General features: G+C 42.0%; 23 protein-coding genes. 2 read left to right on the forward strand and 21 right to left on the reverse strand.

What is annotated here, in order from left to right; translation table 11 throughout:
• Positions 1–6: 6 nt before the first annotated feature.
• The 6 genes from iolD to ACIQZD_RS06455 form a co-directional block, all read right to left on the reverse strand.
• Entirely contained in the window at positions 7–1,917 is a 1,911-nt protein-coding gene (gene iolD, locus ACIQZD_RS06430; RefSeq protein WP_402899632.1) for a 3D-(3,5/4)-trihydroxycyclohexane-1,2-dione acylhydrolase (decyclizing), read from the reverse strand.
• A 32-nt stretch (positions 1,918–1,949) separates the two neighbouring features.
• Positions 1,950–2,927, reverse strand: a complete 978-nt coding sequence (iolC, locus tag ACIQZD_RS06435; RefSeq protein WP_402899635.1) for a 5-dehydro-2-deoxygluconokinase — start codon at positions 2,925–2,927, stop codon at positions 1,950–1,952.
• A 22-nt stretch (positions 2,928–2,949) separates the two neighbouring features.
• Positions 2,950–3,765, reverse strand: a complete 816-nt coding sequence (iolB, locus tag ACIQZD_RS06440; RefSeq protein WP_402899638.1) for a 5-deoxy-glucuronate isomerase — start codon at positions 3,763–3,765, stop codon at positions 2,950–2,952.
• 70 nt (positions 3,766–3,835) lie between these two features.
• Complete coding sequence (locus ACIQZD_RS06445; RefSeq protein ID WP_402899642.1) at positions 3,836–5,305, reverse strand: CoA-acylating methylmalonate-semialdehyde dehydrogenase; 1,470 nt, start codon at positions 5,303–5,305, stop codon at positions 3,836–3,838.
• 870 nt (positions 5,306–6,175) lie between these two features.
• On the reverse strand, positions 6,176–6,496 hold the full coding sequence (locus ACIQZD_RS06450; RefSeq protein ID WP_402899645.1) for an antibiotic biosynthesis monooxygenase family protein: 321 nt from the start codon (positions 6,494–6,496) through the stop codon (positions 6,176–6,178).
• 587 nt (positions 6,497–7,083) lie between these two features.
• A complete protein-coding gene (locus ACIQZD_RS06455) occupies positions 7,084–7,263 on the reverse strand; it encodes an IDEAL domain-containing protein (protein WP_137019900.1) in 180 nt (59 codons plus the stop codon).
• A gap of 431 nt (positions 7,264–7,694) precedes the next feature.
• On the opposite strand from ACIQZD_RS06455, the gene ACIQZD_RS06460 reads away from it, so the two are divergent.
• Positions 7,695–8,993, forward strand: a complete 1,299-nt coding sequence (locus ACIQZD_RS06460; protein WP_402899649.1) for an MFS transporter — start codon at positions 7,695–7,697, stop codon at positions 8,991–8,993.
• 90 nt (positions 8,994–9,083) lie between these two features.
• Here the strand turns inward: ACIQZD_RS06460 and ACIQZD_RS06465 are convergent, their stop codons facing one another.
• The 9 genes from ACIQZD_RS06465 to ACIQZD_RS06505 all read right to left on the reverse strand — a co-directional run bounded on the left by ACIQZD_RS06465 (position 9,084) and on the right by ACIQZD_RS06505 (position 19,123).
• The gene (locus ACIQZD_RS06465) at positions 9,084–9,779 is read right to left on the reverse strand and encodes a YjjG family noncanonical pyrimidine nucleotidase (protein WP_402899652.1); all 696 of its coding nucleotides are present in this window, start codon (positions 9,777–9,779) and stop codon (positions 9,084–9,086) included.
• A gap of 222 nt (positions 9,780–10,001) precedes the next feature.
• A complete protein-coding gene (locus tag ACIQZD_RS06470; protein ID WP_402899655.1) occupies positions 10,002–11,486 on the reverse strand; it encodes a sodium:solute symporter family protein in 1,485 nt (494 codons plus the stop codon).
• The gene (locus tag ACIQZD_RS06475; protein ID WP_137019896.1) at positions 11,483–11,671 is read right to left on the reverse strand and encodes a DUF3311 domain-containing protein; all 189 of its coding nucleotides are present in this window, start codon (positions 11,669–11,671) and stop codon (positions 11,483–11,485) included. Before ACIQZD_RS06475 ends, ACIQZD_RS06470 begins: the two co-directional genes overlap by 4 nt.
• 513 nt (positions 11,672–12,184) lie before the next feature.
• Complete coding sequence (locus ACIQZD_RS06480) at positions 12,185–13,945, reverse strand: CocE/NonD family hydrolase (protein WP_402899659.1); 1,761 nt, start codon at positions 13,943–13,945, stop codon at positions 12,185–12,187.
• Positions 13,946–14,118: 173 nt separating this feature from the next.
• The gene (locus ACIQZD_RS06485; RefSeq protein WP_402899662.1) at positions 14,119–15,201 is read right to left on the reverse strand and encodes a tartrate dehydrogenase; all 1,083 of its coding nucleotides are present in this window, start codon (positions 15,199–15,201) and stop codon (positions 14,119–14,121) included.
• Between the two features lie 17 nt (positions 15,202–15,218).
• Positions 15,219–16,670 carry an aldehyde dehydrogenase family protein gene (locus tag ACIQZD_RS06490; protein ID WP_402899665.1) on the reverse strand — a complete coding sequence of 484 codons (1,452 nt, stop codon included), beginning with the start codon at positions 16,668–16,670 and terminating at the stop codon, positions 15,219–15,221.
• Complete coding sequence (locus tag ACIQZD_RS06495; protein ID WP_402900001.1) at positions 16,663–17,745, reverse strand: aromatic ring-hydroxylating oxygenase subunit alpha; 1,083 nt, start codon at positions 17,743–17,745, stop codon at positions 16,663–16,665. The genes ACIQZD_RS06490 and ACIQZD_RS06495 overlap by 8 nt, the downstream gene beginning before the upstream one ends.
• Positions 17,746–17,830: 85 nt before the next feature.
• Positions 17,831–18,079, reverse strand: a complete 249-nt coding sequence (locus ACIQZD_RS06500; RefSeq protein ID WP_402837061.1) for a ferredoxin — start codon at positions 18,077–18,079, stop codon at positions 17,831–17,833.
• A 24-nt stretch (positions 18,080–18,103) separates the two neighbouring features.
• Positions 18,104–19,123, reverse strand: a complete 1,020-nt coding sequence (locus ACIQZD_RS06505) for an NAD(P)/FAD-dependent oxidoreductase (RefSeq protein WP_402899668.1) — start codon at positions 19,121–19,123, stop codon at positions 18,104–18,106.
• Between the two features lie 288 nt (positions 19,124–19,411).
• Between ACIQZD_RS06505 and ACIQZD_RS06510 the strand changes: the two genes are divergently transcribed.
• Complete coding sequence (locus ACIQZD_RS06510; protein ID WP_402899671.1) at positions 19,412–20,785, forward strand: sigma-54 interaction domain-containing protein; 1,374 nt, start codon at positions 19,412–19,414, stop codon at positions 20,783–20,785.
• A gap of 215 nt (positions 20,786–21,000) precedes the next feature.
• On the opposite strand, the gene ACIQZD_RS06515 is transcribed toward ACIQZD_RS06510, so the two are convergent.
• The 6 genes from ACIQZD_RS06515 to ACIQZD_RS06540 form a co-directional block, all read right to left on the reverse strand.
• Positions 21,001–21,723: an anti-sigma factor domain-containing protein gene (locus ACIQZD_RS06515; protein ID WP_402899674.1), complete on the reverse strand. Its 723-nt coding sequence runs from the start codon at positions 21,721–21,723 to the stop codon at positions 21,001–21,003.
• Positions 21,724–22,278: an RNA polymerase sigma factor gene (locus ACIQZD_RS06520; protein WP_402899677.1), complete on the reverse strand. Its 555-nt coding sequence runs from the start codon at positions 22,276–22,278 to the stop codon at positions 21,724–21,726. It lies immediately after the preceding gene.
• 78 nt (positions 22,279–22,356) lie between these two features.
• Entirely contained in the window at positions 22,357–22,827 is a 471-nt protein-coding gene (locus ACIQZD_RS06525; RefSeq protein ID WP_402899680.1) for a COG4315 family predicted lipoprotein, read from the reverse strand.
• Between the two features lie 21 nt (positions 22,828–22,848).
• Positions 22,849–23,622: an extracellular solute-binding protein gene (locus tag ACIQZD_RS06530; RefSeq protein ID WP_402899683.1), complete on the reverse strand. Its 774-nt coding sequence runs from the start codon at positions 23,620–23,622 to the stop codon at positions 22,849–22,851.
• 224 nt (positions 23,623–23,846) lie between these two features.
• A complete protein-coding gene (locus tag ACIQZD_RS06535) occupies positions 23,847–24,956 on the reverse strand; it encodes a GerAB/ArcD/ProY family transporter (protein ID WP_402899686.1) in 1,110 nt (369 codons plus the stop codon).
• A gap of 187 nt (positions 24,957–25,143) precedes the next feature.
• Positions 25,144–26,244, reverse strand: a complete 1,101-nt coding sequence (locus tag ACIQZD_RS06540; RefSeq protein WP_402899689.1) for a GerAB/ArcD/ProY family transporter — start codon at positions 26,242–26,244, stop codon at positions 25,144–25,146.
• Positions 26,245–26,389: the final 145 nt, after the last annotated feature.

The following is a 26,389-nucleotide window of genomic DNA, read 5'->3' on the forward strand; positions in this document are numbered from 1 at the left end:
CCCCTTTTAATATTGTTTGGCCTTTTTTAATTTCTCTTGTCTCGCTTCATATGCCCTTTGTATACTTTTCCGTTCCGAGACCTCTGCCACGCCAACATTCCACCAGGAGTCATAACCATCCGTCATCGTTTTCGGCAGAACCTTCATTTCTATTAATGTAGATGCCGTTTGTTTCTTTGCATCCTCCAATGCAGCTTTCAGCTCTTCGACAGTATTGGCCCGATAAGTTTTGGCTCCATACCCTTCCGCCACTTTTGCGTAATCAATATTCATGATTTGGTTATCATGTGTTCTGAACTCACAGCAATATGTTCCGCTGCCATTCTCCATTTGCAGATTATTGATGCAGCCAAATCCTGAATTATCAAACAATAGAATGTTGATTTTATGATTATATTGGATGGCTGTGATCAATTCCGAATGAAGCATCAGAAAACTGCCGTCCCCTACCATTGCATAGACTTCCCGGTCTGGATGAGCAAGCTTAGCTCCTAAAGTTCCTGCAATTTCGTAGCCCATGCAGGAGAATCCATATTCAAGATGGTACGTGTTTGGCACGCTTGAATGCCAGAGGCGCTGCAAGTCACCGGGAAGTGATCCGGCTGAACCGACCACCACACTTTCCGGATCGACCGTATTGTTTATTGCGATCATCGCAGTGGATTGGGCCAATTCAGTTTTCAATGCATCCGAGTATTCATTCAAGACTTGCTGTGAAAACTGGCCTTTGATTTCAGGCTTGAAATTTTCACGGCTAAAAGTGACTGAACTTAAACGGGTCCGTTCGGAAAGCCACTCCGCCTTCCAATCTCCAAGCATTTCCCCATATTCGGTTTCATAGCCCACTAGTAACGCTTCAAGGTTTTCAAGCGCCACTTTTGCATCGGCGACGACCTGAAATCCATCTAATTTATAGGTTTGAAGGCGGCTGACGTTAATGTTCAAAAACTTTGTCCTTTCAAAATCAAATGCAGTTTTGGAAGAAGTCGTAAAGTCCGTATAGCGGGTCCCGACACCAATTACGAGATCTGCTTGGCGGGCAGCCTTATTGGCAGCCATCGTACCGAGAATGCCGACTCCGCCCAAATTCTTAGGAAAAGTTGATTCCACCGTCGATTTACCTGCCTGTGTTTCCACTAGTGGAATGTTATGCTTTTCCGCCAGCTTCATCAAAATATCCCGAGCTCCGGAATATCTTGCTCCGCCACCGACGATGATGATCGGCTTCTTACTTGCTCTAATTCTCTCGGCAGCTCCTTGCAGTTCCCGTTCAACCGGGGCTTTCCGGTCTAAATAATGGACGCGCTTTTCAAAAAAATATTCATCGAAGTCGAATGCTTCCCCTTCTACATCCTGTGAGATGCATATCGTCGCTGGCCCGGCTTTGCCGGGATCGGTCATCACCTCGAAGGCCCGGATCAGACTGGACATGAGCTGCTCAGGGCGAGTGACGCGATCCCAATATCTTGATACTGCCAGAAAAGCGTCATTTGTGGTAATGGCCGTACTATGCTCATGCTCAAGTTGCTGAAGAACCGGATCCGGCTGACGTGTCGCAAATGTATCGGCAGGAAGTAAGAGGACAGGAATATTGTTGGCAAGTGCAGTCCCCGCCGCAGCTATCAAGTTTGCCGAGCCTGGCCCGGCAGATGTAGTGACTGCATAAATTTTCCTTCGAAGCATTTCCCGGCTGTAGGCAATTGCTGCATGGGCCATCCCTTGCTCATTCTTTCCTTGAATCACTTTCAAGTGGCCAGCATCCTGTTCGAGTGCCTGTCCGATACCAACGACATTCCCATGGCCGAATACATTAAATATCCCTTCTACAAATGGAGACTCCTCACCATCAACATGAATGTACTGCTGATTTAAAAACTTGATCAAAGCCTGGGCTGTCGTCAACCTCACTGTTCCCATCTTCTGTTCACCCCTCTATGTAGATAAATTCCTTACACGCGTTCGGCAATCAAACCCTCGATTTCTTCTGCTACGGGCATTGCCTCAGATGAGCTGTGCTTGCTTACTACTATGGAAGCGGAAGCACTGCCAAACTTCAAAGCGCTTTCAATACCTTTGCCGCTCACTAACGCATATAGGAAAGCGGAAGCATATGAATCCCCTGCGCCGAATGTTTTCAATACTTTCGTTTTATAGGACTTCGCTTTAAATACTTTTCCTGATTTGGCATAGGCATACGAACCCTCAACACCGTGTTTGATGACCACCAGGTCTGCGGAATGTTTAAACAAGTTACGGACGGTCTCTTCATTTGTACCTTTTTCGGTATTTTCCATTACATCATATTCATCACGCGTGCCAATCAAAATGTCTGATTGCTCTGCGATTAACGAATAGTAAACGGAGGTTTCTTCAATGGAATTCCATGTATAAGGACGGTAATCCAATTCAAAAACGACTTTTACATCATTTCTTTTCGCAAGGCTTACGGCTTTTAAAACTGCCTCACGTGATGGACTTTTTGCTAAAGCCGTTCCTGAAACCAATAGGATCTTTGATTTTTTTATATATTCTTCATCCACTTCCGAAGGTGCTAAATGAAGATCGGCTACATTATCCCGATACATGAGGATACTGCATTCTTCAGGACTTTTAATTTCCGTGAAGGCGAGTCCCGTTTTATGCCCTTCTTGATCGATAACCATATTCGATGTATCAACACCTGCCTCACGCATATACCGCTCGATGAAACGGCCGTGCTGATCATCGGCAAGCTTACCGATGAATCCGACTTTCAAGCCTAATTTTGCACTTCCGATGGCAACATTGGCAGGTGAACCGCCCACGTATTTTGTGAATGTCATGGTCTCTTCCATCGGACGATTATATTCATTGGCATTCAAGTCGATGCAGGCACGGCCAATGGCAATCAAGTCAAATTCCTTATCGAGATTAAAAGTATGGTTCATCCGGTTAACATCTCCTTTTCCTTTAACGATTCAGGATCCACTCATGATCTGGATCATTGTAGAATTTCCATGTCCTTGTCGGACCGGCCATGACATTCAAGTAATAAGATTCATAACCGTCAGGCACCCCTACCGGATGGTAACCGGCCGGTACAAGTACGACATCGCCGTTTTCGACGGACATGGTCTCATCGATCGAACGGTCATCTGTATATACTCGCTGAAAGACGAATCCCTGAGGCGGGTTCATTTCATGATAATAGGACTCTTCCAATAATGACTCATTTGGCAAGTTATCCCGATCATGTTTATGCGGAGGATAGCTCGACCAGTTTCCGCTTTCTGTATATACTTCAACCACGAGAAGGCTATTCGCATACGGAGCTGAATCCGGTAATATATTATGCACCATCCGCCTATTGCTCAAAATGCCCCTATGTTCCACGTCAACATCTCCCGCTTTAATCCATTTAGTCGGAAGTTGCTTATCAGAAGGAGAATAACACAGTGCCACTCTGGCCTCGGTTATCGCTTCCAATTCAAAACCCTTATCATTTGACACGTAAATGCTATCAGTCGGCACTTTATCAAATACACTATCACGTGTCCCTAAATCATGGTATACATCCTCGCCCACAGTCACATTGATCTTTCCCGTAAGAGCGACAATGCAGCATTCCTTCTTGATTAAAAATTCTGAATATCGAGCACCTGGAGTCAACTCCACTATTTTGAATTCAACAAATTCTAAAGGGGAGTTTCCTTTCGTAACTGCTTGAACGACTGTAACACCTTCAGCGACCTCTTGTTTTCCCGGTTTTTGAAGCAGTTTACTCATATGTACCTCCTTGTTTTTAAAAGCCGGCCCGTATCCAAACGGGCCATCTTGCAATGCTTTGTTCATTCACTTATTTCACGTAGCGTGCAGTCACCATTTTTTTACGTGTATAGAACTCCACACCGTCGGTTCCATTTGCATGAAGATCACCATAGAATGAATCTTTATAACCAGAGAATGGGAAGAATGCCATCGGTGCAGGAACACCCACGTTAATGCCCAACATGCCGGCATGGATCGTTTCACGGAATTGGCGTACATCAGCAGCACTGTCCGTATAAAGGCAAGCCCCGTTTGCCAGTGCTGATGCATTGGCAATCTCAACGGCTTCCGTTAAATCTTTGGCACGGACAACGGATAGCACTGGTGCAAAAATTTCATCTTGCCAGATTTTCATTTCCTGTGTCACATGATCAAAAATCGTTGCCCCGAGGTAATATCCATTGCCGCTTGCTGCCTCATCTTTACGGCCATCGCGTACAAGGGTCGCACCCTGAGCTATACCTGATTCGATGTAATTGATGGTCCTCTTCTTAGCTACTTCCCGGATCACAGGTCCTAGAAAAACGCCGTCATCCAGACCATTACCGATCGTAATCGCATCAGCGGCCTGTTTCAATTTTCCAACTAACTCGTCGGCTACACTTTCTTCTACGACAACAACCGCAGCGGCCATGCAACGCTCACCGGCCGACCCAAAAGCCGCACTTGTTATTTCCTTGGCCGTCATATCAAGATTGGCATCTCTCAAGACAATCGAGTGGTTCTTCGCTCCCGCAAGAGCCTGGACGCGCTTCAAGTTAGCCGTGCCTGTTTTATACACATATTCTGCCACTGGCTGTGAACCGACGAAGGAGATAGCTTTCACATCTTTATGCTCCAGAAGCCCATTAACCACGTCATGTGCTCCATTAACAATGTTCAGTACTCCTTTAGGAAGACCTGCTTCCTCAAACAGTTCAACAATGCGTGCTGCAAGTAAAGGTGTACGTTCAGATGGCTTTAACACGAATGTATTGCCACATGCGATCGCAAGCGGGAACATCCAGCAAGGGACCATCATCGGAAAGTTAAATGGAGTGATACCGCCGATTACACCAATTGGGTAACGGTACATACCCGATTCAATGTTTGTCGCGATATCCGGAAGCTGTTTGCCCATCATCAGCGTAGGTGCACCCGCCGCAAACTCGACACACTCGATGCCCCGCTGTACTTCACCAATCGATTCCGATAGGCTTTTACCATTTTCGATAGTGACCAGTTTAGCTAGTTCTTCCCAATTCTCCACAAGAAGCTGCTGATATTTGAACAATATGCGAGCCCGTTTCGGGACAGCAACCTGCGACCATTTTTTAAAAGCCTCATCCGCCACTTGAACCGCACGATCCACATCTTCCCTAGTTGAAAGTGGCACCTCGGCAATCGCCTCACCAGTTGCAGGGTTGAACACGATTTCCGTTTCCTTTGAAGCGGATTCAATCCACTCACCATTTATAAAATTTTTTAATTTTTTCACCTCATGTGTTACTGAAGACATGTTTTTCCTCCTTAAAATAAAGTATTTTGTTAGAACATCGCCGTCAATGAAATCGATTTCATTTGACTATGGAAAAAATCCATCCATGTTTCTTTTTAGGATCAAACAATTAATTTTCTAGCTCAATCCCAATATTCAAGCTCTTACTCCGAGAAATGAAATCGATTTCATTTCTTTCAGGAGATCTACCTGAAGAAAAAGTAAGGACCAATCCACTCCACTTCTGATATAGCTTGTACATAAACTTGAGTCGGGATGAAATCGATTTCATTTACTTTATAAGGAAATACTACAATGAAAATTTTTCCCTGTAAACACTTTTTTTGGATTTTTTATAATATTCTCTCTTCTTTTGTTTCAAAACATTGATAAATATGGGAATAGGCTTGAATATTTAATAAAAAACATCTCCAGGGGTTCTTAAAAACTAACCAATACTTTATCAATATCGGTAAAGGTATTTTGGTATATTAATATTTCTAAGCTCAATTGACACTATCATAGGAATTCCAGCTAACCTAAGAACAACATCCCTATTTATTTCATATATGTAAACTTTTCAGACTAACTTCCTGCTCCCCTTTTCTTTACATTTCCATGATTGTCTCCATTTTAATAAAAACAAAAGATATTTTACTATATCAGCAGAATAGGAATTACATAACCAATCCCGGGATGATTTCATCAACAAAAAGAGGCACCCATAATGGGAGCCTGAATTTTTAGTGAAGGTAAGCTATTATATGTAAACGGTAACCATTCCGTATCCTTGTTCTAACACGATGAATGAGAAATGGGATATTCCACCCAGTAACTTAGGAAATATCTTTTCTATTGTACCGAATTTAAAACAGGCTAGCTTATAGTCGGTTATTTCACTGCCTTTTTTATAGCTTTCACTTCATATAATGAACCTTCCGAACTGACGATATATTCAGGCTTTGGTTTCCCAAGGTTCGCTTTATGGCCTGCGATATGGGCTTCACTCTTTTCCCACTGCTTCCAATGCGCCTCCGAATCCCAATTGATCATAATGATGACCTCTTCATCCCCGCGTCGCACTTTTTTCACCATCACACTTAAATCGATGAACCCTTCCTGCTTTTCTATGATCCCTTCCCCACTGAACCGTTTTACTACTTGTTCTGCATTACCTTCTTTCACCACCATTTTTCTCATCTGAACGAACAATCTGAACAACTTCAATCGATATACTTATAATGAATCATTTTATTCGTTAACGATTCTCATTGTCAATTGGTGAGACTTCGACTTAAGTGCACTACTTAAAACTCTAAATCCCAAAAACAAAAAAATGGATCAGGAAATTATGGCATATCTTCCTGATCCATTTTTTATTGTCATTCACCTTTTATCTTTAAGACTTTTGGGAACATAGTCATTCAGTTTATTAAATAAAGAAGTAATGTAGGAGCTTAGTTCGAAACGATCCTCCTGAACAAATTCAACTAACGACACTCCATTCTTTTTCATAACTTTTCCCCCTTTAGTTTTTATCCCGGTGCATAAACCTTTTCAGCCACTAATACCTGGGAATTCCGCCATAAGCGGACTTACATAACTTCTCTCCATTGTTTTCTTTATTTGATTATACAAGAAAGCGCTTACAATGTAAAATATTATAATACTAAAGATTGCTATTTAATTAGAATGTTCCAGTTATATAAAACCTCATATTTATATTATCAAGCTATGCTGGCTTTTAAGTGCACTTTCTTAATCAATTACTACTTGTCTTGTTCACAGTGTAGAAAATTTCATGAAATACCCTTCAATATTTCAGTTAATCGCAGGAACTCTTCCTTATCACGATTTCTTAAAGAGTGATCGATTTCTTTTTCGATTTGTGCTTTCCGGTAATCACTAAGGGCCTTTTTCAAAACCATTTCAGCCATCTCTTCAGGTTCAAGCGATGTTCCTGGCAATTGCTTCTCCATACGAAACCAACTCCTTAACCTTTTTTCTATTATACTAAATAACTTGGAGATTATTATTATTTATTAACTTCTCCTTTCCTCTTTTTTATTTCCTTATCCACATGATTTCCACTTTGCCACTCTTCCATACATAAAAAATACTAAATGATTTTAATTTAATACTTTTCATTTTATCCGGGAAGATCGAATCGTTTATTTCCATTACTTTAGAATTAATTATATTCCATTACAGGTAATGGGAGCTAAGTTATTCGCTTCATTTTTTTCAGAAAAGTCAGAAATATATTGACCAGTATGGACAAGCCCTCTAAAATAATCTAAATAATCCAGTTTTTTACTTATATTCCTTAACCATCATTTTTGTTCTTTTCGGCTTTATTATTGTTGAAAACGATTTTGATGAAAAACTTAGCATTAAAGGAGCATTTATCATGAAAAAAAGTCGAGTTCTTTTCGCAAGTTTAGCCGGTTCCGTTATTGAGTGGTATGATTTCTATTTATACGGGACAGCAACGGGCCTGGTTTTTACAACTCTATTCTTCCCCAATCATGATCCTGCGATTTCACTTCTTCTCGCCTTCGTCACTTTCGGGGCTGGTTACGCAGCCCGTCCAATCGGGAGTATCCTATTCGGTCATATGGGTGATCGCATCGGACGGAAGGCAGCACTCATGTTCACTCTTATTGGTATGGGAGGGAGTTCGATGCTCATCGGTGTTCTGCCCACTTATGCCCAGGTTGGGTTGGCCGCCCCCGCCATCTTGGTGGTGCTGAGGTTGATTCAGGGAATTTCCTTGGGAGGCGAATGGGGCGGAGCCATCCTATTGGCAACGGAATCTGCTCCAAAGGGTGTCCGTGGACTATATGGATCCATTCCCCAACTAGGAGTCCCCATCGGTTTGGTTGCCGGTTCGTTCAGCCTGACCCTCATCAGTTCCTTAACAACCGATGCCCAATTTTTAGCTTGGGGTTGGCGGATTCCATTTCTTTTAAGCGGTGTACTGATTGCATTGGCAATCTGGGTAAGGAGTGGCATTGAAGAAACGCCGGAATTTAAAGCGCAGAAAGATAGCGGCGATCTTGCGAAGGTTCCCATTATTGAAACGTTGAAACACGATTGGAGAAGTGTGCTGCAAGTGATCGGACTAAAAATTGGGGATGGGTTCTTCAATGTATTCATCATGTCCTATGTTCTCGTCTTTACTACACTGTATTTTGGTTATTCCCAAGATTCAGCCTTGACCGGTTTAACGATTGGCTGCGCTACAATGCTAGTAACCATTCCTGTCATTAGTTACATTTCTGATTTTATCGACCGAAAAATCATCTATTTTGGGGGCCTGATTCTCCTTTTCATCTTGGCCATCCCATATTTCACAATGATTGGGCAAGGGGTCGGCTGGTTCTACTTTATGCAGGCAGTTGTACTCGGTGTCATCTGGGGAGCCATTTTTTCTACACAAGGGACGTTATTCTCGGAGCTCTTTCCAGCCAAGGTCCGTTATACTGGATTATCTGTCGGTTATCAGGTCGCGGCAGCCATTGCAGGTTTCGGTCCGCTGATTTGGACCACCATGGCGGAATCATATGGCCCATCCCCTTTGGTATTTGGCGGATTCATGATGGCAGGTCTCGCAATTTCCCTGGCGCTTTGTATATTATCACCGCATTTCAGCAGAAGGATCAAAAGTGATCAAACACTCAAGCCACAGGAGCTGGATTTAAACTGATTCTAAAATCCCTGGCATGAGTAATAACAGAGGCCGTACGTCCTATCACTTGGACAACCGGCCTCTGCTTTTTAGAAAGCACATACCTGTCTAAACGTCCTTAATTCCTACAATCTCCAAAAGATCGGTCAACGTCCGGATTTCATAGGTGGGGTTGATTCCCAGATTATTATCCTTTTGATGGGGATTATACCAGCATGTATCCATTCCATAATTCAATCCGCCCTGTATATCTGATGTCAAGGAGTCACCCACTATCAACGCTTTTGATTTATCTGTAATCTTTAATTTGGAAAATGCATAATCAAAAATCCCTCTATCAGGCTTCTGAAACCCAGCCTCTTGGGAAACTATCAAAGTTTCAAAGGTATTGCAAAGGGGTGACCCCCCGATTCTTGCTGTCTGCACTGTCGTGAACCCATTTGTTATAATGGCCAGCCGGCATCCTCCAAGCTTCTCGCAAACCTCCAAAGCCCCGGGCACAAGATGTATTTCCTTTCCCAAATGTCCTAGGTATACACGGCCGAACGCATCCGCATCGATATCAAGCCCATGCTTCAGGAACAACCGCTTAAACCTTTCCACTCCCAGATTTGTTAAATCAATAAGCCCCTGTTCCAAATCCCTCCATAATGCCTTACTGATTTCTTGGTAGCATCCCGCATAATCCTCCGCCCCTGTAGGCAAACCGAACTCTAAGAAAGCTTCATGCAGTGCATTTTTTTCCGATATTCCAAAGTCTAGCAATGTATCATCAACATCAAATAAGATAATCTCGTATTTCATCGCTGCCTCCATAATCATTTTATTCCAACTTAACACATTTCCTTTAATTACGTATTACTTATCAGATATATAGTAAATAAATACTGCGAGCTTGGAAAACTACAAAAAGGATAGCTTCAAAGGCTATCCTTTTTGTATGGTTCTTTATAGAGGATGACTCCCAGTTCTTTATAGATAGTCATAGAAGGTAAGCCGGTTTCTAACATACCACGCTTCCTTTGATCAAGAAGTGATTATTCGTTTAACCGGTTCTTCTTCCTGAATCGTTTGTTGGTCTTTTCTTGTGAAAGCACTGACAGCGAGCATGACGATAAGGTTAAAGGTAATGGCGACGATTCCTATATCAAGATCCTGTATGAAATGCGGTGCCTTTGGTAATAAAGTGGCCATTGTTGCCTCTGCCAGCGTAAAGTAAGCGACTAACACCACCCCTAAAATCATTCCTGCAGAAGCTCCCGCTTTACTTACCGGGTTTCTCTTAAGCAAGCTGAATACTAAAGGAGGGAAAAGTTGCAGGACAAAACTGTAAGCCATGGTCAGTAACGCAATCATCGTATTACCTCCATAGAATGTAAAGATCAAGGAGACTAATGATACGATTGGAACAAATATACGAGTTAGTTTGGCAAGCTGTTCATTCGATGTGTCAGGCTTAATAGCTTTGTAAATATTCTTTGATAAAATCGTGGCTGCCGTCAAGATTAACATCGAACATGGTACAAGGGCTGCCAGCATGCCTGCTGCTCCGACAACACCAACAATCCAGGGAGGGAAAGCATCTTTCGCGATTTTAAATAAGGCAAGGTCCGTATCTCCGCCTTGTAAATTCGGTATCTGCAAAACCGCCGTAAACCCGATAAAAAGAATGAAAACCAGAATAATTTGATACAGAGGTAAAATGGCAGAGTTTTTCCTCAGAGCTGATTCGTTTTGGGAAGATAAACTCGCTCCAAAGCAATGCGGCCACATATATTGGCCCAATGCGATGGTCAGGCAAAGGGAAATATACCAAGAGATGCTCAGCCCTTCATCAGGAAGCAATAAGAATCCCGGTTTTGTTGCTTCTAGGGTTTCGAACATCGGTTGTATTCCGCCGAAGTAATGTATGGGCAAATATATGCCCAAAAACACAATTACGACAAGAATGAGGATATCTTTCAATACTGCCGTCCATGCCGAACCGTGAATTCCTGACACATACACAAAAACAGTTACGCATAGCATTCCGATCCAAACAGCAACCGTTGGGGGAATCAATCCATATGATGCTTCGGAAACAATGATCTGAAAGCCTTTTAATTGTAATACGATATAGGGAATCATCGATAGGACTCCAATAACAGCAACCAGAAAACCCAATGACTTGCTATTATACTTTTTTGCGAAAAAGTCAGATTGCGTCAGCACATTATGTTTTTTCGCATAGCGCCAAATAGGGGGTAATATCCAGAAAGGAACGATGTAAGTAAGAGCGCAAAATATATAGATAGTGGGACCGCCCATACGGTATGCCGCTCCGCTGGCTCCAAGAAACACAAACGTCGAAAACATCTCTCCTGCCATCAGAACGAACATGATTAAAGAACCAAAGTTCCTTCCCCCGACTGCCCACTGGTCAAGCTTCATTTCGCGCCCCTTTTTTGCGCGGATACCTAAGTAAAAAGCCAAAGCAAGAGTCATGGTGATGATTAATATGGAACTGTTCATTTATTCTCCTCCTGTCTATCACAGATCACGCTGCTAATATAAAGGCAGATGGATGTCAAAATAAGCCAGGCTGTGGCCCAAAAGATAATGAAGGGCAAACCTAATATATATGGCTCTACACGATTAACCACAGATAGTGAGCCAATTGCGGGTATGACGCTGAGCAGCACAATGATTTTCTTCATTTGAAGTCCCCCTCTTAATAAATCTGTTAATGAAACGGCCTATGAAAGCGCTTAAAATAATAGGTAATGCAAATCTTATTCCTTAACACTACTAACTTAAAAAAGATAAAACATTACAAATTTTCAAACTACTATTATCATTTTCTCTCTAGTTAAAGTTGCAGATCAGATTCCAGGTAATCACCTTTTCCTTGGCTTACAAATAACATAAGAGACAAAAATATGTTTCATTTGTCCGGTCATTTCCTTATGCCTGGAATCTATTATAATGGATGAACTGTTACCCCCTTCATTCTATTATTTGCAAGAGTTATGCCAATGGCTTTTATTTATAACCATTCACCCTTTACCCCTATCAATATTAGTGATTTAAGACTTTTACAATTTTGTTTTTAATATTGATCATCTGTTTCTTGAGTTTTAATCGCCTCACCTGAACTGTTTTTAACTCATAAAACAGGTGACAATGTTGAAAACCAAACATAATGAAGTCTCTCCTCTCTGCATTAATAATCATTTTTCACTTGTAGGAATGATTGGCAATAGAATGCGAGAAGGAAATTCCCTACTATGATGAATCGTTTGTCTGGCCGTTTTTGTTTCACTGCTTTCGATCATTGATTTCCCTGTATTCGGATTTGGGGCATATTGCGGAAAACTGCTTGATGAAATTTCAAGCAAGATTCGATGACCCGGAAGAAAGACATTGCTTGTAGCCCACAAGTCAATTTCGTATTCAACGATTTCCCCATTCAGTTCTTTTTCAGCATGATGGCCGTTCCGGTATTTTGCGTTGACGATTCCCTCGGTTAAAATAATCGCTTTGCCATCCGGTGATTCATCCACAAGCTTTGCAGTAAAATCAGTGTCCGCTGCGTCAGTTGATGCAAACAACTTCACTTTAACCGGACCTGTTACTTCAAGTGCTTCTATCAATGGCTCTGAAGTATAAACGAGCACGTCGTTCCGCTTTTCGATTTCGCTCTGATCATAGGGCCCCATTGTAAGTGGGCTTGAAAAAAGTGTAGCTCCACCTTTTGTCGGTACAGGGTTTCGGGGATCATATATATATGAATCCGACTTTTCCCCCTCCTGCTCATTTCTGCTTAAGCGCCCATCACCTGTTTTCGTATTCGCTTTTCCCTTACTGTGCAAATAATAACTCGTATATTCTGTCCGTTCAAGCGGCCATTCATTTTCATCACGCCATACATTAATCCCCATTACAAATATTTTCACGGGCGGTCCCTTCTCAATACCATTATCGATGCCTTTCAGCCAGTGATTAAACCAGCGAATATGAAGGGTTGTAATATCTTCTTCAAGGTCAATCCAATCCCCAGACGCGTGCACTCCAAAAGAGCGTTCCCCCTGGATCGAAGAAAAAAGGCCATGGCTCCATGGTCCAACAATTAGTTTTTGTGTTTTGCTTAGTTGGTCATTCACTTTGTTCATTTCCACGTAATTTTCCAGAGTGGGGCCGATAAAACAATCATACCAACCGCCCAAATGAAAAGCTGGCAGCTGTATCCTATCAAATTTCTCAGTAATACTTGAATTCTGCCAAAAAGTTTCGTCTTCGATTTGGTGATTCAAATGTTCAAAGAAAAAGTTATCATCGTCCAGAACCTTTAATGGCGGCCAATCATTAATAGGTGCATATGCATACAATTCCTCAATGTTGTTGAGGGCGTCAGCAAGCTTTCGATAAGAAGAAGTTCTTTCCTTATTTTTTTCATATTTCCGCTTCAGTAAATCAGGCACGATCGATTCCAATGTCCACGTTTCAAAAAGGCCGAGGGCAAAAGCCCCATTACGATAAACCGTTCCATTTCTTTGGTCATTCAGCGTCATTGCTGGAAAAATGGCGATTAAGTGTGGAGGCTTTTTTTCCGCTGCAAGCAGCTGCGTGTAACCATAATAGGATAGGCCAAACATGCCCACTTTCCCTGTGGAATACGAGAGTGAAGCCGCCCATTCCACTGTATCGTATCCATCATCCGCTTCCTGGCTGAATGGCTTGAATTCTCCTTCTGACTGAAAGCGTCCTCTCACATCCTGAATGATGACAACGAATCCATTTTCAACAAGACGATTGGTGTCCAAATAACGATGGGAGTATTGCGGTAAGTCCTTACTGTACGGAAGCCTGGTCAATAAAACAGGAAACTGCCCAATCAAATTAGGTCTGTATACATCAGCATAAAGTACGGTTCCGTCCCTCATGGTGCATGGCACATTTTTTTCGACAACCATTTCAACTTTTTTCATCATGACCGCTCCTCTTAGCTATACCATTGATTAGTGTATTCCGTGCTCCTTGCTCGTAAAAACAAGAGACCAAGTGCTTTTCTATCCAAGCCTTGGCCTCTTCCTTTGTATAAACGATTGCTTAATACTTGGATGCATCATTATATTCAGATGACCATGCAATCATATTAAACACGTCAGACCTTGGATAAAATGATTGACTCGATGATATCCGTTACCCGGTCCCCCACTTCGGAAGTGGATGCCGTTCCATTCATATCGGGCGTGAGCACCCGGGCTTCCAGCAACAGTTGCTCAATCGCATCAAGAACAACCTTACCATGTGATTCATAGCCAAAAAAGTCGAGCATTTGGCTTGCTGACCAAATGGAGGCAAGCGGATTTCCGATACCTTTGCCGGCAATGTCAGGAGCCGAGCCGTGAATTGGTTCGAACATCGATGGAAATTCCCTTTCAGGATTAATGTTGGCACCGGCAGCAAGGCCGATTCCCCCAGCAAGAGCCGCCCCTAAGTCTGTTAAAATATCACCGAACAGGTTCGAAGTTACAACGACTTCAAAGCGCTTCGGGTCTTTGATCATCAGCATTGCCGCTGCGTCGACAAGATATGAAGCCGTTTCGACTTCAGGATATTCCCTGCTGACCTCTTCGAATACCTGATCCCAGAAAACCATCGAATAATTCAGGGCGTTGGCTTTAGAAATGCTCGTGAGCGATCTGCCTTCTTTTTTCGCGGTTTCAAAAGCATAACGGATGATCCTTTCCGTCCCTTTACGGGAAAACACACCGTTTTGCAGAACAACTTCATGTTCCTGCCCTTTAAACAGCCAATCTCCTGCTCCTGAATATTCACCTTCACTGTTTTCGCGGATGAACAGCATATCAATATCTTCACGTTTCACATCAACGAGAGGCAAGTGAGCCCCTTTTAACAATGTCACTGGGCGGATATTTACATACTGATCAAAGCTTTTACGGATTTTCAATAATAGCTCCCATAGTGAAATATGGTCTGGAACTCCCGGAAACCCGACCGCTCCCAAATAAATTGCGTCAAAAGCTTTCAGCTTATCGATCCCATCATCATCCATCATTCTACCATTTTCGGCATAAAATTCGCAGCCCCATGGGAAGTATGTGAAATCCAATTGAAAACCTGAATCCAGTTCAGCCACTTTTTTTAATACCTTTATGCCTTCATTAATCACTTCAGGGCCAATGCCATCTCCTGCGATGACCGCAATTTTGAATTGTTTCATAAATGATCTCCTCGATTTCAGTCTTGATTCCAAACTACCAATTTCATTTCGGTCATTTCTTCCACAGCGTATTTAATGCCTTCACGGCCAGTCCCGCTTTCTTTTACTCCGCCGTATGGCATTTGATCGACACGATAGGTCGGTACATCATTGATGATCACTCCGCCTACATGCAATTCCCGTGAAGCGTACAATGCGTTTTTCACATTGTTCGTGTATATACCGGCCTGCAAACCAAAGCGGGAATCATTCACTTGATCGATCGCTTCCTTCACTGAACCCACTTTATTGACAATGACTACCGGAGCAAATGCTTCCTGACATGAAACTTTTAGCGTATGATCCGCATCTGTAATGATTGTCGGTTCAAGAATGTCACCTTGCAATTTCCCCCCTGCAGCAATCGTTGCCTTACTGCCTTTAGTTTCCTCAATCCAGCCCAATACACGGGCCGCTTCCCCTTTGGAGATTAGGGAGGAAATATACGTATCCGGATCTAATGGATCGCCAATTCTAAGTTTTTTGGCCGCTGCAGTGAATTTTTCGACAAACTCTTCATACACTTCTTCATGTGCATATACACGTTGCAATGAAATACAGACTTGCCCTTGATTGGAAAAGGCACCCATGATGCAGCGATCGATAATTTTATCGATATCTATATCTTTATCAATGATTAAAGCCGAGTTCGAGCCAAGTTCAAGTGTGGTCTTTTTCAGACCCGCTTTGTTGCGGATGCCGATTCCAACGCTTGGGCTGCCTGTGAATGTGATCATGCTTACACGATCGTTTTCTACAATCGTTTCCCCGACCGTGCTGCCCGGACCTGTCACTACATTTAATACGCCAGCCGGCAGACCCGCTTTTTCAAAAATTTCTGCGATGAAAAGTGCAGACAGCGGAGTTTGCGAAGCAGGCTTCAACACGATGGTGTTCCCTGCAGCTATTGCGGGTCCGACTTTATGCGCCACTAAATTCATCGGGAAGTTAAATGGGGTGATGGCTCCTATGACTCCGATCGGCTCTCTTAACGTGTAACCAATTCGGCCAACACCGCCTATGGCTGCATCAAAAGGAATTGTTTCACCGTGAATCCGTTTCGCTTCTTCAGCCGAGAACTTATACGTTTCAATGGTCCTTCCAACTTCCGCTTTTGCGAACATGATCGGTTTGGCTGATTCACGGGATATGATTTCTGCCGCTTCTTCCGCATTCTCCAATAATAACGCGACAGCCTTCTCCAATATATCCGCCCTTTGATAAGCTGGCATTTTTGCCATGACTTCGCGTGCATTGTAGGCGGCTGCAATCGCCTTTTCCGTCAGATCTTTATCCGCCATGGCAATTTGGGCGATTTCTTCCCCGGAATAAGGGGAATATAGCGGAGCATAACTTACCGTTTCCACTTTTTCACCATTGATCATCAGATATTGTTTCATTGATTTTAATTGATTCGCTAATTTACTCATTTAGGGCCTCCAATACCATTTCATGAAATTGAACAATCGCTTTTTCCGAAGAGGAATATCTGCCTTTGTTAAAGGCACGGGAGCGGAAACCAATTTGTTCCAGCTCTACTAGTTCCACATCTTCCTGTCGGACTTGTTCGGCAAACGTAACAAGATCTTTCTCTTCCTGAGTCAAATTCTCATCGCGGAAATAATATGTGTAAACAGCCAAAGTCGTTTCGTGATCAATCGGAACCATTTGAATGGTTGCCATATTTCCGGGACCTGGATAAATGGTCAACATCAAGTTAGGCCACAGCCAGAAAAAGGATCCACCTTGCATTTCCGCCTGATTTAAATCGACCGTTCCGTAATTTTTATCCGGTTTAACGATCGAACCTTGCAGCGAATAGTTATCGCAAGTAATGATTTGGTAATCATCCATATCGAGTGCTGCAACAAAGCTTGGATGTGCTACATGACAATGATCACATTCTAAATAGTTATCTATGAACGCTTTCCAGTTTGCCTTGATAACCCTCGTTTTTTGACTTGTTCTTTTTAACTCACTTAAAAACGGGTATTTACTTAAACGGTCAAAGAAATCGCCGTAAGATTCACTTAGCGGTTTCGCATTATCATCCAAGTTTACAAAAATTAGAGATTCCAAGATTTCCATGCGTACTGAGCGTAAACAGGCATCTTGAACACATGCTTCATCTTCGCCTTTGAAATTCGGCGCTTTGTTCAATTTCCCATCCAATTTGAACGTCCAACCATGATAACTGCACTGTAAGATTTTCTTCTTGCCTGATTCACTTTTTTCAAGCTTAGTAGCACGATGCGGACAAACGTTATAAAAAGCACGGATCACCTCATCCTGGCCGCAGTTCACTATGATCGGCTCATTGGCTACCTCTGTCGTAAAGAATGATCCCACTTTTTCCAATTGGCTGACATGACCCACAAGCTGCCAAGATTTAGAGAATACTAAATCGATTTCCTTTTCGAGAACTTTTGGATCCGTATATTTGTCATATGTCAATGTTCTTTCAAATGTACGATTTGTAGCATTTTCCACCTTGTTATAAGCCATCATTATTTCCCCCTAAAAAATGATTACAAGCATTCCTGCCATACTAGATATAAAGATTGATATCTAATTGATCCGACCTTCCGTTTCAACCGGCTGTCACTGGTATATTGGCAAAAGGTTCCGCGGCCAACTTAATTGAATCTGTCGGACAACCATCAAAAGCATCTTCCAAGTCCTCCTCCAGATCTTCGGATACTTCAGTTATTCCTGTGTTGGCATCCAGGATTGAAAAGGCGATTCCTTCATCGTTATAATCGAAAATCTCCGGTGCAGTCGCTCCACATGCCCCGCAAGCGATACATGTCTCCTGGTCAACTATTGTGTATGTAGCCATGTGGTTTCCCCCCCATTTACATAATTAAACGGACGCTTTGCTTTTCTCTTTTCCTCCCATTGTGCTCGTGCTGTGCAGCGGCTGAACTTTCGCACTCGGGTCGATATGAACTTTTGCATTACTCACTGCTGTTGGAGCTTCACCGAACCCGCTAGCAATCAGCTTTACCTTACCTTCGTACGTGCAAATATCTCCTGCGGCGTATATACCTTTGATATTCGTTTCCATTTTAGAATTGACAACGATGGAATTGTTCTCAATTTCAAGTCCCCAATCCTTTATTGGCCCTATTGATGATACGAATCCATAATTGACAAGTACGTCATCGACTTCCAGCTCAAGCGGTTTTCCACTCTTCGCATCTGTCACAATCACTTTTTCTATATTTTCTTCTCCAATCAGTTCGGCAGGGAGATAAGGAGTCAGGACCTCCACCTTGGATTGTTTCAAACGCTCTACACTGTGTTCATGGGCACGAAATTTATCCCTTCGGTGAATGAGTGTCACTTTTTCAGCTATCGGTTCAAGCATTAGTGACCAGTCGACTGCCGAATCACCGCCACCGAAAACAACCACTTTCTTATCAGCGAATTGACTCATATTCTGGACGAAATAATGAAGGTTGGCATTTTCAAATCTTTCTTCGCCTTCGATTTTTAATTTCCGAGGCTGAAATGCCCCGTTCCCAGCAGTGATGATTATCGCTTTCGTATAATGTGTTTCTTCGGATGTGGTAATGGCAAACATCCCATCCGAAGTACGAACAATGGTCTCTACAGATTGATTAAGACAAATATCCGTTTCGAACTGACCCATTTGTTCCAGTAATCGATCGATGAGCTCTTGGGCCTGAATTTTCGGGAAACCCGCAATATCATAAATGTATTTTTCAGGGTACAAAGCAGACAGCTGCCCTCCCAATTGTGGGAGACTTTCAATGATTTTCACTGAAGCTTGGCGCATCCCCGCATAAAAAGCCGTGAACAAACCAACCGGTCCTCCCCCGATAATAGTGATGTCAGTATACTTTTCTTCCAAACTCATTCCCCCCTAGATGTCTTCCTTAAGATAATTCCATTTACTGGATCTACTATGTTTACATGTCAATTCATGCAATAATTATTGAGATGCAAACCTAGCACTTCGTCAATTTCAGCAATTGATAACTTTATATAATGCAATATGCGTGCCAACCACGGAAACCGCTTTTGATAAACGAAATATTTAGAATTCACTTTGAAAACGCTATCATATCGAGTTATAATTAACTCAAATTTGATGAAATCTTATTCAGAATTCACTCATTCCCTTTTGAAAAGAGAGGATTACCTTATGAAAAGTACGGATTCTACTGAAAGTGTCGAGATGACGCTCCAAACTCTATTAAAAATTCTTGATCATTCCTCAGATGAGATTTTCGTCCTTGACGGCGAAAAGCGGATTCTTTACGTCAACAAGGCATGTGAGCGCCATTATGGGCTTAAACCTACTGATGTCATTGGCAAATATAATGTGGACTTATTTGAAAAAGGATACTGGACGCCCTCCATCGTGCCTGAAGTATTTAAAAGGAAAAAGCCTTGCTACATGAAACAACAAACATATATTGGGGCAGAATTGATGACATCAGCGATTCCAATTTTAAATGATGCGGGGGAAATTGAACTGGTCGTCACTACATCCACAGAAACACAAACATATAAAATGTTAAAAGCAAATGAAGTCAGTAGTGAGTCAAAATTGACTCATGACGAAGATGAAACGGGGAGATTCATTACTAACAGCGGTAAAATCAACCGCATCCTCACTTTTTGTGAAAAGGTGGCGCCGACGGATTCCACGATTTTGATCCAAGGGGAATCTGGAACGGGTAAAGGAGTGCTTGCCCATTTCATCCACCGGATCAGTAAGCGGAAAAGCAAACCTTTCCTGACGATCAACTGTGCAGCCATTCCGGAAGAACTGCTCGAATCCGAACTATTCGGCTATTCAAAAGGAGCTTTTACCGGTGCAAACAAAACTGGAAAACGCGGATTGATTGAATCCGCAGACGGTGGCACTGTCTTTCTTGATGAAATTGGGGAAATACCGCTCGCTCTGCAGGCAAAGCTCCTCCAAGTAATCCAGGATAAACAATTCATTCCTGTCGGCGGCAGTGAAATGAAAAAAGTGGACATCCGCATCGTCGCTGCAACAAACCAGAACTTAATAGAAATGGTCAATGATAAAAGATTCCGGGAAGATTTATTTTACCGATTGAATGTGATTGATATTCAATTGCCTCCATTGCGAGAACGTAAAGAGGACATCATTCCCCTTACGTACAACTTTTTAAATAAGTTCAATGAAAGATATCATGAAAATAAAGTCATTTCGGAAGAATGCTTGAACCTATTAATTCATTATTCATGGCCCGGCAATGTACGCCAGCTCGAAAACTTGATTGAAAGGTTGGTCCTAATAAGTGACTCCGTTATCCTGATGTCCGACTTGCCTGAAATGATAACCGAGAACGTTGAACAGGTCACACAGATTGATCTCCCCACTTCTCTCGATAAAGCACTTGATGAAACGAAACGGATATTGATCAGGAAATCTTACCAAACATATAAATCATCAAGGAAAGTCGCGAAGGACCTCTCTATCAGCCAAACGAAAGCCTCGGCATTGATCCGGGAATACTGTGAGGACTTAATGAATAAATAGGTACCATGAAAATGACAATGTCTGTCCATCCTTAAAGAAGTCCATTTGCCCCCAAGCAAACATGCTTGTTATTCGTTGCTAGTGATCGATAGTGAATGGTAAACACTTATATTCCAATTCATATGGGCTTCCATTTTAAATCAATCACTTAACTATTAAATTCAGGTACGAACAGTAAATAAGAGACTTCCCCTTTGCGGGCAAGTCTCTTATTTTTATGAAGAGCCAACTATTTTCTCGCCTCTCGGCTTTGTACTATTTGAATCTGGTTCCCTTGTGATACCAATTTGATTGAATTTATCATTAATGGACAGTTTGTAAGTCAATGATCCTGTGCCGGCTTCATCAGGCTTGAAACTTCCTGCATTTGTCCGTTTTCCATCTTTCAGCAACCACACCTGATACACCTCGGACTTTTGAAGGCTAGGCAAATTCTGAATCTGAACAATTAACCTTCTTTCTTCACCTTGCTGCAAAATGTATGCAGCACCGTCCGTATTCATATTTACAGCGGTCTTATCTGCAGGCTGCAAAGATAGCGACGTTTTAACCTCCATTGGCAAATCGTCAGCTGCAAGTTCTTTTTTCAGTTGGATATTGGAATATAACAGCACAAACGCCAAAACCAGGGTGGCCAGCAAGAGTCCTGAAGTTACTGGTGTAAACTGCTTAAAGAAAAAACTACTCCAATTCTTTTCCCTTCTCACCGGAACTTCATCATCATTCTCAAAGACAAAATTCATAACCTCTGATTTCAGGGAAGAAGAAGGTTCTATTTCTTTGAAATCCCATTTCAATGAATTCCAGGCTTCCGTCATTTGTTCATACTCCCTAGTGCATTCAGAGCATTGTGTTAGGTGTTCCGCGAATGCTTTTTTTTCTTTTTCTCCCAGTTCACCCGATAAAAATGAAAGCAGGTTAGCGCACTCTGTATTCATTTACAAACCACCTACTTCCAAATACTTTTTCAACAATTTAAGCGACTGGTGAAGTCTGCTCTTGATGGTACCAACCGGTTCATTTTCAATTTTGGCAATTTCCGTTAACGAGTACCCTTTCCAATACAGTAAATCAATCAGCCTTTTTTGCGGCTTGCTTAACTTACTTTTTGCATTGGCAATTTCACTGTGTAATAGCCCATTTTCTATATCATTATTCGGATCTTCTATGTCAATTGGACGACTCATGTCCATGTGTTTATTATTCCGGATATGAACGCTGTCTTTACGGACATAATCCACACACACATTTCGTGTAACGGTCAAAAGCCAGCTTACAAAGTGCCCCTTTTCGGGATTGTAACTGCTTTTTGTGGTCCAGAGCTTTAAAAAGACCAACTGCACAATCTCTTTAGTTTTTTCTGCATTTCCATTTGTGAACTTAAAAATAAAACCATAGATTAATTTAATATGCCGGTCATAAAGTTCTTCCAGAGCAGGACGATGCTTTTTCATTACTAATGCCATCAATTCCTTATCAAGTTTTTCTTTCAATCGCACCTGCAACTCCTCACAAGTAAATTTGGAAAAAACGTATAACAGGAACGATCATCAGTGTTCGTCCCCTTTTTCTTATTTTGGAAAAACCGTCTTGTTATTTACAATATACCAAACATTTTTCACACCTTCGCCATTGACATCTCCCTCTGCCTTATCATTCACAAAATAGTAGAGTGGAAATCCTTTGTACGTTACCTGCTCTTCCCCTGTATCTTCCCTTTTAATGGTTCCAAAGTCTTTTTCGTCAAATCCTTTAGGGGCAGAAAAATCCCTTTCCATGAACGGCGGCCATTTTTTCAGACAATCACCCATGCAATTGCTTTTTCCTGATTTATCATTTTTGAAGAAGTAAAGTGTCATTCCCTTGGAATCAGCCAGGTATTCGCCTGCTGTTTCACTTTCCAATAATTTTAGGCTTACTGCTTTTTCTTCGGCAGTACCACTAACCACTTGATCCTTTTGTTGTGAATCATTAGCTTCATTTCCACATGCCGCCAAAACTAGGACCATCATAAAAACTGAAAATGCCATCCACTTTTTCATATACTCTCACTCCTCGCCATTTTACTTCCATCCCCACTTTTGAAATACTTGATGGGATTTTTCCGTTTTAAGATAATCAATGAATTGTTTTGCCTTTTTCTTGTTTTCACTCTTACTTGTTATGCTTACCGGGGTTCCTCTATAGAGCTTGTCTTCCTCAGGGAGCTGAACCAGGTCCGTCACATCCGCCAGACGGTAATGCCAGGATTCATATGTAATCCAGGCGTCTAATTTAGAATTTTCCTTCCATAGATCGATGGCTTCTGCACTGGACTTCACTGAAATGGTAATATTCCTGCTAATTTCAGGAATCAATCCTTTTCTTCCAGCCAAATCTTCCCATAGCCCCAGTTGCCCGGCTCCATTAACATCCACAATCTTTACGCCCTTCTTCGTTAAATCCTCCAAGGACTGTATATTCTTTGGGTTTCCTTTTCTAACCAGGATGCCGGCTGACCGTGTATACAATTCTGTACGGTTTTTTCCATCAAGGATCTCCGGATGATTATGCATAAAATCTGTTAGCATATACTCGGACCCTCCGTAAATGATATCCGCATCCTGTTTGGCTTGATCAATCCATTTATTTTCGGGTCCGGCTGTTACTTCAACTTTTATGCCCGTTTCTTTGGTGAATTGTTCCGCCAATTCCTTGATAGGTCCAAGAGGTCCACCTGGTCCATAGACTTTTACGACGTCGTTGAAAGCTTGCCCCTGTTTCGGAACCATTTTCGGTGAAAATCCTAACAGTACTAGCATCAATGATATCCATCCAACAAAAATGACCTTTTTCAAGTCTTTCTTCTCTCCCTTCTAAAAAGCCTTTGTACTATAGATAACGGGACAAACTTCAAAACGGTTTGAAAAAAATTGTTAATTATTTTTAGCCTTCTGCAAAATACATTTGGTGATATTAAGTTTTCTCATAAAAAAACCATTCGAAAAGTATCTTTTTTCGAATGGGGCATGACTTTAATTACATACTCTTTAAAGTCTCTTAAATCAAGTGACAGAAAAGGTTAGCTTGAATTGCTTCCCTCTCTCTTTCTCTTTCTATTTCTTTTAATAACAGCTATCACCAATAATAAAAGCGGAATAATCGTTTGCATCAAAATTCCATGAAATGGGAATGCAATGACATCATATCGATTGACATCCATAGAGCTGGGATACGACCAAAAGCTGAATTCTACAATCAAAATCCCTATCGGCCATACAACAGGACGATAGTCGGAGAGATTCAGCCACTGTGCGGTACCTAAAGCAGCCGCATAATAAAACACTGAAATTTTGACAAACGCTCCTACTATCCATACGGCCATGATGGCGGACTCCAAATGTTCAAAAAAGTCGGCCAAACTGATGTACCGAGATACATTCATCACGGGATAATTCTTTGTGGCTGTTGTTGACCCGAGTACAAAAAGAACCAAAAGATTCACCACAATTAACGTCATCATCACGGCAAAAACAGACATCATCCCGGATTTCATCCCTTTTTTCATATCGGTTAAAAAAGGGAGGAGAAAAATCATCAGAAAAAACTCGCTGAACCATCCACCCGGTACAATCGAACCCTTGATTGGAGGCATAATTCCATTCCCCAATATCGGGAATATATTCTTAAATTCAAGATCAGGGCCCAGTAAGACGATTAAAAGGAGGATTGGAAAGATAAAAACAGGAACAAACAATTGGGCAGCTCTCCCCAACACCTCTATCCCTCCGCGTACGATAAAGGCACAGAGGAGTACCATCGATGCCATGATCACGCTAATCGGCGTTTTGACCAGAAAAGAGTCGACAATAAATTCTCCGTAACTTCTTAGGATTTGCCCTGTGATCGGGATATAAAAAAACAAGAATAAAAAACCGAGAATTTTCCCTGGAATCCGACCAATGATCTGTTCACTGTATTGGATAACCGTTTGTTTCGGATAAAATTTGTGCAGTTTACAAGCGATATACACTGTCGCATACCCGATGAGAGACGCCAAAATGGGGGACAGCCATAAATCAGTTTTGGCATATTTGGCTGTGATGCTTGGAACACCGAGAATGGCCGTTGCCACAATCGTCGGATACATCATGAATGCCATCTGTAGAGATGAAATTTTACCTTTCTCCATCTGCTTCCTCCTTTCTGTGAGAGTATGTAAATTTGAAATCACGCAACCCACTGATAGATTTACTTTTTCATAAACTCTTCAAACGGCTAATAAGAGTTTCAATCCATTCAGTTGGTCCTGCCTTCTGCGCGAGTACGAACATAGATAGCACATTATCGATAGGATATTTAGCATAAAAAATGCCCAGTCAGCTGGTTTCGGTTTCTTTACGATTTCTTTTCCTTACAACAGCAATCACCAACAATAACAGAGGAATAATCGTTTGCATCAAAATACTATGTAAAGGGAAGACATTGATATCATTACGATTGACATCCACAGAGCTAGGCAACGACCACAAACTGAATATGACAATCAAAATCCCTATCGGCCATACAATAGGACGAAAGTCGGAGAGATTCAGCCACTGCGCTGTACCTAAAGCAGATGCATAATAAAAAACGGAAATTTTCACAAACGCCCCCACTATCCATACCGCCATGGCAGCGGATTCTACATGTTCAAAAAAGTCGGCCAAACTGATGTATCGAGATGCATTCATCAAGGGGTAAAGCTTTGTGGATGTTGTTGACCCAAGTACAAAAAGAACCGTAAGATTCACACCAATTAACGTCATCATCACGGCAAACACAGACTTCATACCGGATTTCATCCCTTTTTTCATATCCGCCAAAAAAGGAAGAAGGAAAATGATCAGGAAAAACTCGCTGAACCATCCCCCCGGTACAATCGCACCCTTGATTGGGGGCATTATACCATCCGCCAATATCGGGAATATATTCTTGACTTCAAGATCAGGAATCAGCAAGAGGATTAAGATAAAGATTGGAAAAATGAAAACAGGTACAAACAATTCAGCAGCTCGCCCCAACACTTCTATTCCCCCGCGTACGATGAACGCACTCAGAAGCACCATCGATGCCATGATCACACTAATCGGGGTACGTACCAGAAAAGAGCCGACAATAAATTCTGCGTATCCTCTAACGATTAGCCCCGTGTTCTGGATATAAAAAAACAAGAGTAAAAAACCGAAAATTTTCCCCGGAATCCGACCAATGATCTTTTCAGCGAATTGAATCACCGTTTGTTGTGGATAAAGTTGGTGCAGTTTATACGCGATATAAACCGTAAGATACCCAATGAGCGCAGCAAAAATGGGGGACAGCCATAAATCAGTTTTGGCATATTTCGCTGTGATGCTGGGAACCCCGATAATAGCCGTTGCCACAATCGTCGGATACATCATGAATGCCATCTGTAATGATGAAATTTTCCCTTTCTCCATCTGCTTCCTCCTTTCTGTCATAATTTGAAATCACGCAACCTACTGATAGACTCACTTTTCCATAAACTCTCCAAAAGGCCTGAAAAAAACTTCGATCCATTGAGTGGGTCCTGACATCTGTGGGAGATTGAACATGGACAGAGCC

Source organism: Peribacillus sp. NPDC096447 (assembly GCF_044762725.1).
Lineage (GTDB): Bacteria > Bacillota > Bacilli > Bacillales > DSM-1321 > Peribacillus.